13 protein-coding genes are annotated in these 18,183 nt (G+C 60.9%); 7 read left to right on the top strand and 6 right to left on the bottom strand.

The features are described from left to right. Window positions 1-4: 4 nt before the first annotated feature. Window positions 5-871 carry an AraC family transcriptional regulator gene (locus PM3016_RS35400; RefSeq protein WP_013921324.1) on the bottom strand — a complete coding sequence of 289 codons (867 nt, stop codon included), beginning with the start codon at window positions 869-871 and terminating at the stop codon, window positions 5-7. A gap of 210 nt (window positions 872-1,081) precedes the next feature. On the opposite strand from PM3016_RS35400, the gene PM3016_RS35395 reads away from it, so the two are divergent. The 3 genes from PM3016_RS35395 (at window position 1,082) to PM3016_RS35385 (ending at window position 5,001) form a co-directional block, all read left to right on the top strand. Next, window positions 1,082-2,260, top strand: coding sequence for a galactokinase (locus PM3016_RS35395; protein WP_013921323.1), 1,179 nt, complete (start codon window positions 1,082-1,084; stop codon window positions 2,258-2,260). Between the two features lie 73 nt (window positions 2,261-2,333). Next, window positions 2,334-3,326 carry a UDP-glucose 4-epimerase GalE gene (gene galE, locus PM3016_RS35390; protein ID WP_013921322.1) on the top strand — a complete coding sequence of 331 codons (993 nt, stop codon included), beginning with the start codon at window positions 2,334-2,336 and terminating at the stop codon, window positions 3,324-3,326. A gap of 85 nt (window positions 3,327-3,411) precedes the next feature. Then, complete coding sequence (locus PM3016_RS35385) at window positions 3,412-5,001, top strand: UDP-glucose--hexose-1-phosphate uridylyltransferase (RefSeq protein ID WP_013921321.1); 1,590 nt, start codon at window positions 3,412-3,414, stop codon at window positions 4,999-5,001. A gap of 220 nt (window positions 5,002-5,221) precedes the next feature. Here the strand turns inward: PM3016_RS35385 and PM3016_RS39030 are convergent, their stop codons facing one another. Next, the gene (locus PM3016_RS39030) at window positions 5,222-5,392 is read right to left on the bottom strand and encodes a hypothetical protein (protein WP_013921320.1); all 171 of its coding nucleotides are present in this window, start codon (window positions 5,390-5,392) and stop codon (window positions 5,222-5,224) included. A gap of 278 nt (window positions 5,393-5,670) precedes the next feature. After that, complete coding sequence (locus PM3016_RS35380; protein WP_013921319.1) at window positions 5,671-5,892, bottom strand: DUF1540 domain-containing protein; 222 nt, start codon at window positions 5,890-5,892, stop codon at window positions 5,671-5,673. A gap of 576 nt (window positions 5,893-6,468) precedes the next feature. On the opposite strand from PM3016_RS35380, the gene PM3016_RS35375 reads away from it, so the two are divergent. The 4 genes from PM3016_RS35375 (at window position 6,469) to PM3016_RS41020 (ending at window position 10,163) form a co-directional block, all read left to right on the top strand. Next, a complete protein-coding gene (locus tag PM3016_RS35375) occupies window positions 6,469-7,971 on the top strand; it encodes a circularly permuted type 2 ATP-grasp protein (protein ID WP_013921318.1) in 1,503 nt (500 codons plus the stop codon). A 51-nt stretch (window positions 7,972-8,022) separates the two neighbouring features. Then, window positions 8,023-8,973 carry an alpha-E domain-containing protein gene (locus PM3016_RS35370; RefSeq protein ID WP_013921317.1) on the top strand — a complete coding sequence of 317 codons (951 nt, stop codon included), beginning with the start codon at window positions 8,023-8,025 and terminating at the stop codon, window positions 8,971-8,973. Beyond that, window positions 8,970-9,833: a transglutaminase family protein gene (locus PM3016_RS35365; protein ID WP_013921316.1), complete on the top strand. Its 864-nt coding sequence runs from the start codon at window positions 8,970-8,972 to the stop codon at window positions 9,831-9,833. The genes PM3016_RS35370 and PM3016_RS35365 overlap by 4 nt, the downstream gene beginning before the upstream one ends. A 195-nt stretch (window positions 9,834-10,028) precedes the next feature. Then, complete coding sequence (locus PM3016_RS41020; RefSeq protein ID WP_274379993.1) at window positions 10,029-10,163, top strand: hypothetical protein; 135 nt, start codon at window positions 10,029-10,031, stop codon at window positions 10,161-10,163. A 156-nt stretch (window positions 10,164-10,319) separates the two neighbouring features. Here the strand turns inward: PM3016_RS41020 and PM3016_RS35355 are convergent, their stop codons facing one another. From PM3016_RS35355 to PM3016_RS35345, 3 genes are all read right to left on the bottom strand, one after another. Beyond that, window positions 10,320-13,223, bottom strand: a complete 2,904-nt coding sequence (locus tag PM3016_RS35355; protein ID WP_014372624.1) for an ATP-binding protein — start codon at window positions 13,221-13,223, stop codon at window positions 10,320-10,322. Window positions 13,224-13,427: 204 nt separating this feature from the next. Further along, complete coding sequence (locus tag PM3016_RS35350; protein ID WP_014372623.1) at window positions 13,428-16,382, bottom strand: DEAD/DEAH box helicase; 2,955 nt, start codon at window positions 16,380-16,382, stop codon at window positions 13,428-13,430. After that, window positions 16,370-17,974, bottom strand: a complete 1,605-nt coding sequence (locus PM3016_RS35345) for a hypothetical protein (RefSeq protein ID WP_014372622.1) — start codon at window positions 17,972-17,974, stop codon at window positions 16,370-16,372. The genes PM3016_RS35350 and PM3016_RS35345 overlap by 13 nt, the downstream gene beginning before the upstream one ends. Window positions 17,975-18,183 lie beyond the last annotated feature (209 nt).

The following is an 18,183-nucleotide window of genomic DNA, read 5'->3' as shown; positions in this document are numbered from 1 at the left end:
CTCGCTACAGCAGCGACTGGCGGTAATCCGTCGGCGAGACGCCGTACTGCCGCTTGAACTGCTTCGAGAAGTAGAGCGGATCCTGGAAGCCGACGGAGGAAGCCGTCTGCTCGATCGTCAGCTCCGGCCGCTCCCGCAGCAGGTGGCGCGCCTTGTCGAGCCGCAGCCGGAGCAGGAAGGTGACCGGGGTGACGCCGGTCTGCTGCTTGAAGAGCGTGGACAGGTAAGCCCGGTTATAGCCGAGCGTCTCGGCCATGAGCTCGATGGTGATCGGCTCGGCATACTGCGCGGACAAGTAGTTCAGCGCCTGCTGTACCGTCTGTGCCGCCGGGCTGGTATCCTCGGGGAGAGTCCGGCCTTCACCCTGCAGCGCCTCGGCATAGTCGGCCAGCAGCAGCTGAAGCAGGCCGTTCGCCTTGAGGTTCGCCGAGAGGCTGCGGGAGCGGAAGGCGCTCTGCACCTGGTGGAACAGCACCCCGATGCTCCGGCGGCGGGGCGCATGGACCACCGGCTGGCGCGAGCTGAGTCCGATGCCCTCCAGCAGGGAGGCGGCCTGCTCTCCCTCGAAGGCGATCCAGCGGTAATGCCATGGATCTTCGAGGTCCGCCGTATAGGCGACAAGCTTCCCGGGCTCGATCAGGAAGCTGTCCCCGGGGCCGAGCTCGTATGTCTGGCCGAGGCACGTGTAGGTACCCCGCCCGGAGAGAATGTGGTGCAGCAGATAGTAGTCGACGACCTTCGGCCCCGGCTTGTGGCCGGGCTTCGTCTGGCTGTGGCCGGAGAACAGGACGGTCAGGGGACTCGGCGGTGCGGGCGGATATGGATTCGAGACGACGTAATAGCTTTCGGGACGGGGAGTGGAAGATTTCACGGCTCAGCAGCTCCTTGAACAGTGGACTTTGGGGTCCATTGTATCACGCAGCAGGGGAGGGATCCTAGCGTAATCTAACATTTTTCCATGCGGGTCTGACATCGTTCCATACTCTCCGGTACGCTCCCTGCGCTATACTGTAACCAATCAGGGATGAGGATGCATCAGGTATTCCAGCTCTATCCATACTTATTGATGAGGTGAACGGCCATGAGTGAAGTGCAGGTGCTGAAAGAACAGTTTATCGAATTATACGGTGCGGAGAGCGCCCATGAGATCCGCGTATTCCATGCCCCGGGCCGGGTGAATCTGATCGGCGAGCATACGGATTATAACGGAGGCTACGTTTTCCCGGCCGCGCTGACGTTCGGTACGACGCTGGTGATGCGCCGCCGGGACGACGGGATGATCGGATTCGCTTCGACCAACTTCCCGCTGCGCAAACAAATTTCCATTACTGATATCGAATACCGTGCCGAGGACGACTGGACCAACTACCCTAAAGGGGTCATTAAGGAGCTGCAGGACCGCGGCGTCCGGGTAGGCGGGTATGATCTGCTGTTCAGCGGCGCCATCCCGAACGGCTCGGGCCTCTCGTCCTCCGCTTCGATCGAAGTGGTGACCGCCTACGGCGTGCTGACGATGGAAGGGCAGCCGGTGGACACGGTGGACATCTCGCTGCTGTCCCAGAAGGCCGAGAACGAGTTCATCGGCGTGAAGTGCGGCATCATGGACCAGTTCGCCGTGGCCAACGGCAAGAAGGACCATGCGATTCTGCTCATGTGCGATACCCTGGAGTATAAGCACGTACCGTTCAAGAGCGGTGCCTACAAGCTGGTCATCGGGAATACGAACAAGAAGCGCGGCCTGGTCGATTCGGCGTACAACGAGCGCCGCGCCCAGTGTGAGCAGGCGGTGAAGGATCTGCAGGTGAAGTTCCCCGATCTGAGGCTGCTCGGACAGCTGTCGCTGGAGCAGTTCATGGAGTCCCAGGACCTGATCCAGGATCCGGTGGTCCGCAAGCGCGCCCAGCACGTGGTCGAGGAGATTCACCGGGTGCTGCACTCCGTGCGCGTGCTGGAAGAGGATGATCTGGTCGGCTTCGGCGAGCTCATGATCGGCTCCCATAACTCGCTGCGCGATCTCTACGAAGTCACGGGCTTCGAGCTCGACACGATGGTTGAAGCGGCGCTGGAGGTGCCGGGCGTGCTCGGCTCCCGCATGACAGGGGCGGGCTTCGGCGGCTGCACGGTGTCGCTCGTACACCAGGACAGCGTGGAGCGCTTCATCGAGGAAGTCGGCCAGGTGTACAAGAACAAGACCGGGCTCACCGCCGATTTCTATGTATGCAACATCGGGGACGGCGTCAAGGAGATCGAAGTCGGCTAAACTGCGGAAACTCCATGAACTTTCACATAGATAATATAGAAAAATAGAGGATAGCGAAGGGAGAGGCTGTATTATGGCAATCTTGGTAACAGGCGGAGCGGGGTACATCGGCTCGCATACGGTAGCGGAGCTGCTGGCAAGAGGGGAAGAGGTCGTTATCGTCGACAACCTGCACCAGGGGCACCGGGAAGCGGTGCTCGGAGGCAAGCTGTACGAAGGTGATCTGCGTGACGCGGAATTCCTGGATACGGTGTTCGGCGAGAACGAGATCGATGCGGTGATTCACTTCGCGGCCAGCTCGCTCGTGGGCGAGAGCATGCAGAATCCGGGCAAGTACTATCACAACAACGTGTACGGCACGCTGTGCCTGCTCGAGAAGATGAACCAGTACGGCGTAAAGAAGATCGTGTTCTCCTCGACGGCGGCCACCTACGGCGAACCGGAGAACATCCCGATTCTGGAGACGGACCGCACCCTGCCGACCAATGCCTACGGCGAGACGAAGCTGGCGATGGAGAAAATGATGCGCTGGTTCGATACGGCCCACGGCATCAAGTACGTGTCCCTCCGCTACTTCAATGCGGCCGGCGCCCATGAAGAGGGCAAGATCGGCGAAGACCACTCGCCGGAGACGCACCTGATCCCGATCATCCTGCAGGTGGCGCTCGGCAAGCGCGAGCACATCTCGATCTACGGCGATGACTATCCGACCGAGGACGGCACCTGCATCCGCGACTACATTCACGTCACGGATCTGGCGGATGCGCATATTCTCGCGGTGAAGAAGCTGCGTGAAGGCGGCGACAGCGCGGTCTATAACCTCGGCAACGGCCAGGGCTTCTCGGTGAAGGAAGTCATCGACATCTCCCGCAGCGTGACCGGCCACAGCATTCCGGCCGTAGTGGAAGCGCGCCGCGCCGGAGACCCGGCCGTGCTCGTCGCTTCCTCGGACCGTGCGAGAAGCGAGCTCGGCTGGGAGCCGAAGCGCAACCAGCTCGAGCGCATCATCGCTTCGGCGTGGGCTTGGCACCAGAGCCGGCCGGACGGGTACGGCCGCAACGCCTAAGACCGCTTATCAAGCATGCCGATACCGCCGCGCGGGGCAGCGGGCCCGGAGTCCGCGCCCTGAGGCGGCAAGGAGGGAAAGAGCAATGGATACGACACCGAAGGCAACGCAGGGCAGCGCTCCCGCCGCTCAGGCGGCCTACCTGATCGAGCGGCTGCTGCAGTTCGCCTTGAAGCGCAGGCTCATCGAAGGCCTCGACGTGTATGCCGCCCGCAACGGGCTGCTGGATCTGTTCGGGATCGCTGAGCCCTATGCGGGGGAGGTGGAGGAAGCGCCGGCCGAGAGTCCGGTAGGCATCCTCGAAGGGCTGCTCGACTATGCGGCGCAGAGCGGACTGCTCGAAGAGAACAACACCACGCTGCGCGATCTGCTCGACGCGCGCATTATGGGCCATCTTATGCCGCGCCAGTCGGAAGTGGTTGGCCGGTTCTGGAGCAAAGCCAGAACAGAGGGAGTGGAGCAGGCGACCGATGAATTCTACCGCCTGTGCATCGACTCCAACTATATCCGGATGGACCGGATCGAGAAGAACCTGTACTGGCTTGCACCGACAGAGTACGGGGCACTGGAGATGACGGTCAACCTCTCGAAGCCGGAGAAGGACCCGAAGGAGATTGCGATGCTGAAGAACGCGCCGCAGTCGCATTATCCGAAGTGCCTGCTCTGTGTGGAGAACGTCGGCTACGCAGGTCGTCTCAATCATCCGGCACGCCAGAACCACCGGGTCATTCCGCTCGAGCTGAACGGCGAACCTTGGTTTTTCCAGTACTCGCCGTATGTCTATTATAACGAACACAGCATTATCTTCGATAAGCAGCACCGGCCGATGAAGATCTCGCGGGGCACCTTCGAACGCCTGCTCGACTTCGTCGATCAGTTCCCGCATTATTTCGTCGGTTCGAATGCCGACCTACCGATCGTCGGCGGCTCGATTCTCAATCACGACCACTTCCAAGGCGGGCGGCATAAGTTCCCGATGGAGATCGCGCCGGTCGAAGAGAGCTTCACCCATCCTGAATATCCCGGCGTGAAGCTGGGGATCGTGAATTGGCCGATGTCGGTCCTCCGCATCCAGAGCCATCACCGGGAGCTGGTGCTGAAGCTCGCGGGCACGATCCTGGATACCTGGAGGGAATACAGCGACCCTTCGCAGGAAGTGCTGGCTTATACGGAGCAGGACGGTGCGCGGACGCCGCACAATACCGTTACGCCGATTGCCCGCAACAATGCGAACGGGGAGTATGAGCTCGATCTCGTGCTGCGCAACAACCGTACGAGTGCAGAGCATCCGGACGGAATCTTCCACCCGCACCAGGAGCTGCATCATATCAAGAAGGAGAATATCGGCCTGATTGAAGTGATGGGGCTGGCCGTCCTGCCGGGCCGGCTCAAGGATGAGCTGGAGCTGGCGGCGAAGCTCTTCACGGGGGGCATGCCGATGGACGGCAGTATCACGGAAGACGCTTCCCACCCGCTGCACAAGCATGCCGCTTGGCTGTCCGGTATGATGGAGGAGCACGGCACCTCGCTGACCGGGGAGGAGGCGGAGCGCCTGCTGAAAGAAGCGGTCGGCCGCAAGTTCTCCGATGTGCTGAGGGATGCCGGGGTCTATAAGCGGGATGAGCACGGGCGTCAAGGGTTCCGTGCTTACCTGAAGAGCATCGGATTCGAATAACGGCGAGGAGACGGCGTTGGGGGCAGGGGGAGCGGAAGCTCCCCTTTTCCTTTTTCCGGGAGACTTTTACAAGGCCTCCTGCCTCTTGCGCGCCAACGCCAATCAGGGCTGAAGCTTCGGCTTCAGCCCATGTTCGTGTCTGCCGCTGTGAAGTGACCGCATGATGGGATGCGGCGAGGAGGCGGAAGGAAAACCGCCGGAGTCATCCCTTGCCGGGGATTTAGACAATAATACGCTGGCGCGGCTCCACCGCGGCAGGCGCTTCGGAAGTAACTTGAACGATCTGCAGGTTGTTCATGCAGAGGCTGAGCTTCTGCAGTGCGGCTTCCGCTTGTTCCCGGCTCATAGGGTGCCCGAGTAGTTTTCCTTTGTAGCTGATGCTGAATTTCATGTTCCGTCCTCCATTACTAATAGATTTGGTTGATATATTGGGAGAAAGGTCCGGCGATGACCGCCGATTCCTTTGGTTATCCTGGAATGAAGCATGTAGGTCGGAGGTAATACCTTCTTCCAGAGGCAAATACATCCTTAATAATACATTCGCAGCAAAGGTAAGACTTAAGGTCCGTTCCACCTTCACCGCATCAAAAGAACAGACCGCCCGGGGGCTCCGGGTATCTGTTCTTCTGACGAACATTGTCATAAGGAACGTAGTCGTATGGCCCCATGTTAATGGGATGTGCGCTCTTCGAAGGTCTGACAACAGGTGTCAATGACGCCGCTGGCCTGATCCTGATGGCGGGAGTCGTACTCCAGTCCGTCCTTGCTCTGCGTACCCGGCTTGTCCGCGTGCGCATTGACCTCGATCATAATGACCTCCGCGCTGCAGTTATTGCCGCTCTCCCAGTACTCACAGTTGGAAATACTGCACTTCACCATTGGATTTTCCATGTGGAATCACCTCCGCTTCTTATTAACCACCCGGGAGAGTTCTTAAACACCAATTCGGCATAAGGAATAAAGAGGAAAGTTTACGAACGTTTGTTCTTATTATATAAGAGAGAACGGCGAACGCCAAGACCCAAGTTCAAGAGGTTTCCGCCGTCGAACACAGTCGAAACACTTCTCCGGGCCGGAACCTGCTGTTCGTCTTGTCGTCCGGGCTTGTCGAAGGCTGCCGGCTTGCTTACCTACTTAACGTAAAACAGAAGGAAAGAGTTTCAACCGCGGAGGTGCGGGTAGCGGGAAAAGAAGGCAGAACAACCGCTGCATCGGTGCCAAAGGCGCATATTTCGGCTATTTTGACAGCAAGGGGCAGGGGGTGCAAGAAGGCAGGCAATGACGTTGTGGACGCTTCTTCACTGCAGCCTGGGGAGTGGACAAATCCTGTGTTAATTATATTGACACAATCAGGTTGTAGACATATGATAAACAGTATAAGAAAGAGGATTATTCGGCTTTTTCCATCGAAAACCTATTAACTATGTAATGAAATCTAACATTTTGATAGAATAGGGAGGTTTTTCGATGGCCCAACCCCAAGCTTCATCCTTCCCGCCTTACCCGCTGCAGGGTTTCTATGATGAGATGTTCGCCGGGGAGGCGGGGCCGGTGGTCCGCGACCACTACAAGGAAGTGTACCGGCGGTTCCATGCCATGGGGGCTGAGGAGATGGCCCAGAAGCAGACGGCGATTGACCAGCGGATGATGGAGGAGGGCATTACGTTCACCCTCTATAACCCCGCCCAATCCCAGCCGCTCGAGCGGACCATTCCGTTCGACATGATTCCGCGGATTATCCCGCCCGGGGAGTGGGAGCGGCTGGAGGCCGGACTGCTGCAGCGGGTGCGGGCGCTGAACCGCTTCCTCCACGATATTTATCATGACGGGCATATCATCCGGGATGGGATTGTGCCGCGGAGGATGGTGGTCGCGAACCGTTACTTCCGCCCGGAGATGATGCGTCTGCGTGTTCCCGGCGGTGCCTATATTACTACCTCCGGCATTGATCTCATACGCCACTCGGACGGTGAATATTATGTGCTGGAAGATAACCTCAGGTCGCCTTCCGGCTTTTCGTATCTCTTCCAGGGCCGGAATCTGATGAACCAGCTCTTCCCCGAATTAACCCTCAGCACACGTGTACGCGACGTGGAAATCAGCCTCAACCGGTTCTTGTCGGTGCTGCGCAGTCTGGCTCCGGGGCGCAAGGCGGATCCCGTGATCGCCCTGCTGACGCCGGGCGAATACAACTCCGCTTATTACGAACACGCCTTCCTGGCCCAGCAGATGGGTATCCATCTTGTGGAAGGCCGGGATCTCACCGCTATCGATCACAAAATCTATATCCGCGGCATGAAGGGGCTGCAGCAGGTCGATGTGCTGTACCGCCGGATCGACGACGACTATCTGGACCCCTTGGCTTTCCAGCCGGACTCCATGCTTGGCGTGGCCGGGATCATGAATGCCTACCGGGCGGGCAACCTGGCTATTGCGAATGCGCCGGGCACCGGAGTAGCCGACGACAAGGCGATGTATGCCTATGTGCCGAACATGATCCGCTACTACCTGAATGAGGAGCCCCTGCTGAAGAATGTGCCGACCTATGTGCTGGAGAGGCCCGATGAGCGGGAATATGTTCTGGCCCATCTGCCGGAGCTCGTCGTCAAGGAAACCTCGCTTTCCGGCGGGTACGGGATGCTCATCGGCCCTTCGGCGACGGAGGAGGAGCTGGCCCTCTTTGCGGAACGGATCAGACAGGATCCGGGCCGTTATATCGCCCAGCCTACCATGCAGCTCTCCCGGGCTCCGGTGCTCGCCGGAGGCCGGATGGTGCCTCGCCATCTGGATCTTCGGGCCTTCGTGCTCATGGGGGCGGACGAAGAGGTACATATCATCCCGGGCGGACTGACACGGATGGCGATGCAGGAAGGCTCGCTCGTCGTCAATTCGTCACAGGGCGGCGGGTGTAAGGATACGTGGGTGCTGGCCCCTGACGTGCGCCGACGCCTGCCTTGTGTGACGGAGTAGGAGGTCCGCGTCCTGGTTCCTGGTCTTTATCCTTACTAGGGAGTGAGAAGCATGCTGAATCGCAATGCGGAGGCTTTATTCTGGGTAGGCCGGTATATGGAACGGGCGGAGAACCATGCGCGGCTGATCGATGTTCATTATCATATTCAGCATGAAGGGGATTTCGCCGACGGGGAGCACAAGTGGGCCCGGCTGGTCGATGCCCTCGGTGCCCGAGCGGACTACCTCCAGCAGTTCGATGCGTTCACGGAACGGGATGTGCTCTCCTTCATCACCCTGGACCGGGGCTATATCAATTCGCTCTTCTCCTGCGTCAGCCGGGCCCGCGCGAACCTGAGGACCCTGAGAGAGAAGCTGCCGCCCGAGCTGTGGGAGGTGATGAACTCCTTCTACTTGTGGCTTGGAGAGAAGAAGGTGGCCGACATTTTGTCGGAAGCGCCCTATCCGTTCTACAAAGGCATCAAGGAACGGGCCGCGATGTTCCTCGGCATGGAGCAGTCGGTAATGCTTCGGGAGAACGAGTGGCATTTTATCGAAGGGGGCCGGTTCCTCGAACGTGCGGAGAATACGGTGCGGATTCTCCAGTCGGTGGTTCATGCGATCGAGGGCGCAGGTATGCCGCCTTATCCGTATTTGCAGGCGGTGCTGAAGTCGGTGAGCGCCCAGCAGTCGTTCCGCCGGCATTATGCCGATGCGGTCTCGGCGGAGCATATCATCCGCTTCCTGATCGAATGCGAGAGCTTTCCGCGTTCGGTCCGGTACTCCTTTGCGAAGCTGGAGGAGCATCTGGCCGGGATTGAGCTTGAGGCTGGCGAGGCGCACCTCCCGCATGAGAAAGCCGTCCGGCAGGCCGCCAAGGTCAGGGCGGAGCTCGCCTGCCTCGACGAGGAGATGTCCATGGAGGACGCGGAGCGTCTGCTCCAGTATCTGATGAACTCCAGCCAGAAGCTGGGCAAGGGGATGGCCGCGGCCTTTTTTCGTATGGAGGAGGCCTCCGCATGAAAATCGAAATCTCCCATGTAACCCGGTATATCTACGAAGAACCGGTGACGGACAGTGTCAATGAGATCCGTCTGACCCCGCGCACGAATTACAGGCAGTCCTGCTTTCATCATGAGGTGCGGGTGGAGCCCGGCACCTCCCTGTTCACCTACGAGGATTACTTCGGCAACCGGGTGCATTCCTTCTCGGTGCATCAGCCGCACCGCGAGCTCGTGATACACGTGAGGGCTACGGTAACCACCATGGACCGGCACCAGGGCGACGCGCTTCCCACTCTTCCGTTCGGGGAGCAGGCGGCGCTGCTCCAAGGGGAGGCGCTGCAGAACCGGTACATCGAGTACCTGCTGCCGACCGGTTATACGGAGGAGTCGGCGGAGCTGGCGGCATATGCCGCCGGTTACCCATTTGGCGAAGACGGGATGTATCCGTGGGCGATGCGGCTGACCGGCGCCATTCACGGCGAGTTCACATATGACCCAGAAGCCACGAGCGTGCATACGACCGCCCTGGAGACATTGAAGCTGAAGCGCGGCGTCTGCCAGGATTATGCCCACCTGATGATCGCGATCTGCCGCAGCCGCGGGCTTCCCGCCCGCTACGTGAGCGGCTACCACTTCGTGGGCGATCTGACCGGGGGAAGCGCCGACTTTGAGCAGGCATCCCACGCCTGGGTCGAGGTGCATATTCCGGGTACGGGCTGGCTTGGATTCGATCCTACCAATAATGCGGAGGTCGACGGACGGTACGTGAAGCTTGGCCACGGCCGGGATTACCGCGATATCGTGCCGGTCAAGGGCGTTTACCGGGGGACAGGCCGTCAGAAGCTTGAGGTGAAAGTGGATGTGCGCCGATTGGATTAGAGGAGCCGGAGCGGGACCGCTGCGGCTTTTGCCGTTCGGATTTATGAGTCGGTACTAGGGCAAGTTAGTACTCCCCCGCAGCGGAGCAATGGATTACAATCGTTACCAAGGATGGTGATCGATCGTGATGAGTATTGGTTATTTTTCTGGCGGCGCTGCTGCTGTTCTATCTGCTGTTTGCGGGAACCGTATCCCGTGCGGCCGAGAAGGGGACAGGGAGACACGCTGGGCGATGTGCTGCATATCGGTGCGCTGGTGGCGGTCTGCCTGATGGTGGGCGGACTCGGGGTCGCCGTCTATTGGATGAACGGCCTGGGCTGGCTGTCGTGAAGCGGCGCGCGAGGCGCTGCCGGCTTGTGATAACCCCATCGTTATACCAAAAAACCATCCGGTTTCTCCCTGAAGGGAAGAGGGTACGGATGGTTTTTTGGATTGTCCATAAAGGACGCAGCCTCACCCTAAGGGAAGGATAATGAAGAATAAGGGCTAAGTCAGTCCGGGATACTGCCGTCTTTCCGCAGGGCGGGGTTCGACTTCGATATGATCATCCCTTCGCGTAATCTCCCGGATCTCGATGCCATTGCGCTCCAGGCTGGAGGCGACGGCCAGCTCATCGTGCCCCATGAACACGTAAGCCGGGTGGCGCTCCGTATGGGTCAGCAGATGCTCAGCCACCTGCAGCAGCTTCTCCATCGTGAACGGCTTGCGCAGGAACTTCTCGCGCTCCTTCTCCCGGTATCCCTGCGGCTGATCGAGCGCCGTCGAGACGATAACCGGGGTGCGGTGATACTGCGGATGCCGGTAGAGCTCGAGCAGGAAGTCCCAGCCGCTCTTCGTGCCGTCGAGCATGATGTCGACGACGCACAGCCGCGGGCCCTCGCCCTCGGTGCGGTCCAGAGCCAGGATGGCTTCCTCCGCGGAACGGACATGGGTTACGGGAAGCTCCAGCTTGCCCAGCGTATCGCCAATGAGCTTGGCCAGATTCTCGTCATCCTCCACGATGAGAATGCGTCCTCCGGAGGGGAGCATCTCGATGGAAGGGAGGCGGAAGGTGAAGGTGGTGCCTTCGCCCATCACGGATTCATAGGTGATCGTTCCCTCGTGCGCTTCGGCAATTTCCTTGACGATCGCAAGGCCGAGGCCGGTGCCCCCGATCTGCCTGCGGTCCGAGTTGTCGACCCGGTAGAATTTGTTGAAGAGCTTGTCCCGGGCGTCTTCCGGAATGCCGAGCCCGTAGTCCTGGATATCCAGAAGCGCCTCCCCTTGTTCGGTCCGCAGGGTAACCTCCACGCGGTCGGCCTGAGGCGAATATTTGACGGCATTGCTCAGCAGATTATGGACAATCTGCTTCAGGCGGTCCGCATCGCCCCGGACCCAGATCTCCTGCGGCGGCATCTCGAGCAGAATCTCATGCCCCTGTTTGGTCCGCCACTGCTCGGCCACCTCCTGGACGATGCCCCCAAGCTCCACAGGGACAAGATGGTAGACCTGCTTGCCCGCCTCCATCCGCTGCAGATCCAGGAAGTCGTTGATCAAGGTGGACAAGCGTGTCGCTTCCTTGTAGATCGTCTGCATGTAACGCTGCTGCTTCTCTGCCGGAAGCTGGCGGTGCAGGAGAATCTCGATGAACCCGAGGACGCTGGCGAGCGGCGTGCGCAGCTCATGCGATACGATCGAGATGAATTCGTTCTTCATCTCGTCGACCTTCTCTTCCTCGGTGCGGTCGCGGAACACGAACAGGTAGCCCTGCACTTCATTGGTCAGCTTCTGTTCGACCTTGCTGGCATACAGCTCGAAGTGGCGGAGCTGGCCGTCCTCACCGTTCGGATAGTGGAACCGCTCGGTGAGCTGGTCCCGCTCGCCGCGCAGCAGCGCCTGGATGGCCTCGTAGGTGGAGGCAAGCTGCGGCGTAAGATTCACGGCGAACTTATATACGTCCCCGATGTTATCCCCGATCCGGTTCCCCACATTCATCTTTGAATTGGCAAACAGGATATTCCCCGCGGCATCGGTCATCATCATTGACTCATGCGTCGATTCGAGAATGCTGCCGATGAGGTTATTCTGCTCTTCGATCAGCCGCTTCTCATGCTGCAGCTGCTCGTTGAGCTGCTCAAGATGGGCGGCCTGCTGCCTCCGGTCCTCATTGAACTGCTGGACCTGGAAGGCCAGCTCGAATTGGTGCAGCAGACCTTTGGACAGGCGGGTTTTCTGCTCGTCCGGGGTCCGCTGGTAGCCGGTCAGGAGCAGGAAGCCCACCGCCTGCTTGCGGTCGTCCAGCAGCGGGCAATAGCGGTCCACCGCATAGGTCACGCCGTAGTGGAAGCCGCGCTCAGCCTCGGTAGCTTCACGCGTGACTTCGAAACCGCTCTTCTCGGTCATGACCCGGCGGGCCGCTCCGTGCAATTCGCTTTCGCGAACGGCGGTGCCGCGCTGAGGGTACCCGAGCGCATACTGCACGACATAGCGGGGTTCATCCGCCGGCGTCTCTCCGGGCTTCTTCATGACCAGCATACCGGCTTCGAGCTTCAGCGAAGCGAGCAGGGCGGGAAGCGAAGCCTCCAGGAAAGCCTCCATGTCTTTGGCTCCGGTCAGCTTCTCCTGATACGTGGAGATCGCTTCGAGCTCCTGTTCCCGCAGGGAGAGCTTCTCGAGCGTGGCTTCCTGCTCCTCCTGCTGGGCGATAATCTCTTCGTTCTGCACCTCGAGGCTCTCCGCCATGAACCGGTACGTTTCTTCACTCTTACGCAGGGCCGCTTCGGCCCGGTTGGCCCGGTGGAAGATGAAGGCCGAATAAAGGCCTACGATCACGGCAATGGCGCTGCCCGCGCTGATGATGAGACGCGAGCGACTCTCGGCCAGGAGGGCGGATTTGTGGGCTTCGTCCGCAATGATATCGATCTCGGTCTTCAGCTTGGTATGCAGCTGGCGGTAACGGTCCATGTACGTTTTGCCCGTGCCCACCCGTTGGATGGCCAGGTCCTTTTGTCCTGCGCGGATCAGGTTGATCTGGCTCGAATAATGGTCCTGCAGGCGCCGGATCTGGGGCAGCAGATCGGCTTCCATGACACTGCCGATACGGGGATACAGCTTCTGGTATTCATTCATGCGCTCCAGATCCAGCTGAAGCTCCGTCATTCCCTCGTAGTGCGGCTCCAGATACTTTTCTTCCCCTGTGACTTCAAAACCGCGGAGGCCGGTCTCCATATTGATGAGATCGACGAGCAGCTCCTCGGACAAGGAAGAGAGCGGCAGCACATTGCCGATCACGCTGTTCAGCTTCGCTTCCGTATTGGTGGAGGCGATATAACTGGAGGCGCCGACAATAACAAGCAGGGTAATGATCGTAATGACATAAACAAGAGGCATTTTGGAAGTGGATTTATTCATATGCTAACCACCCTAGGCGAAAGTGGGAACGGTCTCCCGGTCCATGCGGTTCGGCCGTCAGACGGAAGGCCCGGCTGACGGGGCGGATTCCTTTCATTATCGAAGGGAACCCGGCCGGAAAAAAAGTCGATACCAACTATATCGTCAGGGAGCAGGGAATTTGTGACGGTGGCAGCCGAGTTCACGTCCCGCCCTCCGTCCGGGTCAGGAACGTTCCACCCATTCGCTGCGCAGCGCGAACAAGTCCTTGAGATCATCCGTGGACAGCTCGGTGATCCACTGCTCTCCGGAGCCGACAATCTGCTGGCTGAGCCCGAGCTTCCTGTCGATCATCTCGTCGATGCGCTCCTCCAGGGTGCCGAGCGTCACGAACTTGTGCACCTGCACCTGGCGGGTCTGGCCGATCCGGAAGGCCCGGTCGGTCGCCTGGTTCTCCACCGCCGGATTCCACCAGCGGTCGAAGTGGAACACATGGTTCGCCGCGGTCAGGTTGAGTCCGGTGCCGCCGGCCTTGAGGGAGAGCAGGAAGATGCCGGGCTCCTCCTCTTCAGAACCCGGTGCTTCCCCCTGGAAGACCTCGATCATCCGGTCGCGTTCCGCTTTGGAGCTGCCCCCGTGCAGGAACGGCACCCGCCGGCCGAAGTCTTCCTGGAGCACCCGCTGCAGCAGGTGCCCCGTCTCGACGAACTGCGTGAAGATCAGGCACTTGTCGCCTTCCTGGCGAAGCTCCTGCACCATCTCGAGCAGCCGCTCCACCTTGTTCGAGCGGCCCTGCCAAGGCGCCCTGGCGGAGTCCTTGGAGAGCAGGGACGGATGGTTGCAGATCTGCTTCAGCTTCGTCAGTGCGGCCAGAATCAGGCCGCGGCGTTCCATCGGCGAGAGGGTATCGAGCTTGTCGAACATATCGCGGATGTAGTTCTCGTAGAGCGTCGCCTGTTCGGCTGTAAGCGATACGTACGTCTTGTATTCGTACTTGTCGGGCAGGTCGAGCTGGATCGACGGATCTTTCTTCACGCGGCGCAGCAGAAAAGGACGGATCAGCCGCTGGACCTTGCCGATCAGCTCGGCATCCTGGGTCCGCTCAATGGCACTGACGTACCGGTGGGTGAAGTCCCTGAGCGTGCCGAGATACCCGGGATTGAGGAAGTCGAAGATGGACCACAGCTCTGTCAGCCGGTTCTCGATCGGGGTACCCGTAAGCGCGATTCGGTGCCTTCCGTTCAGCTTGCGGATGGACTGCGCCTGCTTCGTGTAGGCGTTCTTGATGTTCTGCGCTTCGTCTAGGCAGATCGATTCCCACTCGACGGTGGAGAGCTCGACCTCGTCGAGATGCGACAGGGTGTAGGTGGTCAGCATCAGGTCGCACTCCCGCAGGCTCTCCGTGAAGCGCTCCCCTTTGGCCCGCGCCGGGCCGTAGTGCAGCTTCACGCGCAGGTCCGGGGCGAAGCGCTGGAGCTCCTTCTGCCAGTTGCCGAGCACCGAGGTCGGACAGATGAGCAGGGAAGGGGCTCGGCCCTCCGCTGTCCCCTGGGCACCGCCGCCGGCGGAAGTCAGCCCTTCTTCGCGGAGGTGAAGCAGGTACGTGATCATCTGGATCGTCTTCCCGAGACCCATGTCGTCGGCCAGACAGCCGCCAAGGCCGCACTGCCGCAGGAAGACGAGCCAGGAGATGCCCTCGACCTGGTAGGGCCGGAGCGTGCCTCTGAAGCTGTCCGGCGGATCGGTCAGGGGCGGCCGCTGGGCATGGTTGAGCAGGCCGACCAGCTCTTCGAGCTGCTCGCTGAGCTCGACCTCCATCTTCAGCGACCGGTGGAAGTCGAGGTCCTCCTCGCCTTCGCTCGAGCCGAGCAGATGCAGCTCGAGCACGTCGCGGAAGGAGAGGCCCTGCTTCTTCTCGACCTGGCTCATGACCTGCTGCAGCTGGGCAAGCTGCGAGGGATCGAGCTGCACCCACTGCCCGCGGATCTGCACGAGCCGCTTATTCTGCTCGAGCAGCTCGCGGAATTCCGTTTCGGTCAGCTCGATGTCCCCGAGCGCGATCTTCCAGTCGAACTCGAGCAGCTGGTTCAGGCCGAACATCGCCTGAGGGCCCGTGCCCACCGAAGACTTGATCTTCGCCTTGAGGCGCGGCTTCCACTTGCGGATGCGCTCCCACCAGGCGGGCAGGATAACGGAATAGCCCGCCTCCATGAGCCGGAGGCTGCCCTTCGTGAGCAGCTCCCAGGCCTCATGCTGCGGCAGGGCGTCCCGCAGGCTGTCGTCTCCTTCGGCCAGCCAAGGCAGCATGCGCCGCCACTTGGCGGCATCCCGGGCCGTGCGCCCGAGGTGCGGCCGCCAGGAGGCGGGCAGCGCCTCCGCACCGGCCGGCACCGGTTCATCACAGGCCGGCTCACCCTCGCCTTCCTGCGGGCTGTCCCAGGATGCCGCATCAGCCGGATTCACGGCGAACTGCAGGTCCTTGTCGCTGCGGTCCTGCAGGATCACCTGCAGCGGCCACAGCGCCACCTGCTCCGCCGGCTCCTCGAGCCGCAGGCAGGTGCGGAACGGCGTGCCGTCCGACTGCCAGCCGATAGAGACGAGCCAGTCCTCCTCGTCCATCCAGACATCGCCGGAGGCCTGCCCCCGCAGAAGCAGCGGGAAGGCCCGCTCGAGCTGCTCGAGGCTCTGGCGCATGACGCCGTCCGCCCGCGTCCACTCGGGGATGAGGCGGTCCATCCAGGCCTCCGCCACGGGGAGGGCGGCCCAGGCGGCGGCCGACTCCGGCAGCTGGAGCTTCCAGCCGAGCTCGCCGCTCTTCCACTTGGCGAAGTCGGGCATGAAGCGGCCGGCCGTGAGCGCCTCCTTCACATGGGGGGCGAGCTTCATCAGCTCCTGCAGCTCCCGGGAAAGCGTGAGCGGGTGGTGCTGCACGATTCCCGGAGCGGCCAAATAATCCAGCGCCTCCAGCGCAGGCAGCAGCAGCCCCTCGACATTGAGCGACTCCGTCGTCTCGATGAAGGTGCCGTAGAAGGAGGGGGCGTGCCAGGCGAACAGCCAATCCCGCAGCTCGTAGGGATCGCAGACGCCACCGCCGGCTCTGGCTCCCCACAGGAAGAAGCCGCCCTGGGGCGCCCAGCGTACATTCACCTGGATGGCGGAAGTATCGGTTACGGAATCCATTGCCCTTGTTTCAGCTCCTCCTGCAGCGCGCGCAGGCGCGAATATTTGACCGCGAGGCGGTAGATGTAATCCTCCCATTCGGGAAGGCGGTTCAGCTTCTTATAGAAAGCATGCAGCTTCTTCAGCAGCTTCGTGGCCGTCGCGTAGGCGGTGCGGTTCTTCTCCGCGATAGCCCGCTCCACGGCCTGGTGGTAGAGAGGCAGCACGAGAGCGGGGTCTTCCCGTTCCACCGTCTGCAGATCGACGGAATATAAGCTCAGCGGCGAGACGCGGCTGGCCATCTGCAGGTCCATCCAAGCCTTGTAGCGCTTCGCCTTCAAGAGGTAGGCCGTGTAAAAAGGATATGTCCGCGGCAGCAGCCCCACCATGACCCCGATCCATTCCTCATCGCTTGGCTGCCGCTGCACGGCCTCCATCCAGTAATGGCAGAACTGCCGCAGCTCATCCTGCTGGGCCCGCTGGACGGCCGGCAGCAGCCAGCGAAGCCACGCCAGCATGCGGTCCCAGGCTTCCTCCTCGTAGCAGCGGTGCAGGTACAGGAAGAAATCCTTCGCCTCCCGCCGGCCGAGCTGCTCCATCCGCTGGCGCGCGCGTTCGTCGTCGCCTTCGATGACCAGAAAGTGCGCCTCGGCCATGATCAGGGCATCCCGCCGCCGCGGCATGAGGTCGGAGGCGGCGAGCAGTCCGGCAAGGCGGGCCCGTTCCCCGCTCATCCAAGGCCCGTCTTGCGGCATCCGCCACCAGATGCTGCGGTATACCGTTGACCACGAAAGCGGCGACTCCTTGCCGGAGAGGGCCGCTTCGGAGATCATCGCAAGCGTCTCCTTCCATGGGGCCGTATATTTGCGGGTCAGCGCCTCCATATCGAGCTTCGGCACCAGCGTCAGCAGCTCGTCGTGGCACTGCCGGCCGACGGTGCGGCAGCCCGTCTCAATATAATAGGAAAGATAAGAAGTCTTCGTCTCCTGGTAGAACTGCTCGATCTTGCGCATGACGAACAGCAGCAGCTGCAGGGCATAAAGCTCCTTCAGCGGCGGGGGCCAGCCCTCCGCATGGCCGCCGAGCTTCTCCTTCACGGCGCCGTAGAACTGCTCGATCGAACTCTGCTGGTTGAGCGAGAAGCCGTAGAACTGCTGGTCGAAGAACCGCTGCCACTGTCCCGGGCTCTGTCCCGGTGCGGGCGGCTCGAGCCGCTGCTCCTGCTTCTTTTCGGCCGTGCGCGTGCTGCCCTGGCGGGTCTGGGCCTGCCGGTTCTTCACGAGAATGGCCTGCTTCAGCTGGGCCAGGAGCAGCTCCGGCCGGCCGTGCGGCACGAACAGCGCAAAGACCACCGCTGCCTGATGCTCGCAGTGCTCCCCCTGGGAGCAGCTGCACTCGCTCTTCGGGATCGTCTCGAGGTTCAGGATCACCTCGGCGGGCTTCGTGTCCCGGACGAGGGCATGCACTTCGAGCCCGTGCTTCAGCTCGATGTCCTGGGCCAGACCTTTGTGGAACAGCTCCCAGCCGCGCTCGAGCCGTTCCAATTCGAACTGGTCGCGCAGATGCCTGGCCAGCGCTTTGATTCGATTTTTTGGAATCTGCAGCTTGAGCATGTTTCGCCCTCCGCCCTTTTTGTCTATCCTTATAGTGTACCAGATTTTGCATGAGAATGCGCAGGGAATCCGCCGATTGTTCCTGATTTTTTGCGGGGGAGGGGTGCCGGGAGCAGGGAGTCCCGGGGTTCGGCGGACCGGAATGAATCCGTTTACGTGAGGGGAAGGAACGGTTGCAGCCCCCCGGCTTTGCAGGTACAATGAGGCAA

The organism is Paenibacillus mucilaginosus 3016 (genome assembly GCF_000250655.1).
GTDB classification, from domain to species: domain Bacteria; phylum Bacillota; class Bacilli; order Paenibacillales; family NBRC-103111; genus Paenibacillus_G; species Paenibacillus_G mucilaginosus.
The sequence above is the reverse complement of the archived record's forward strand: the minus strand, read 5'-3'. Positions and strand labels throughout refer to the sequence as shown.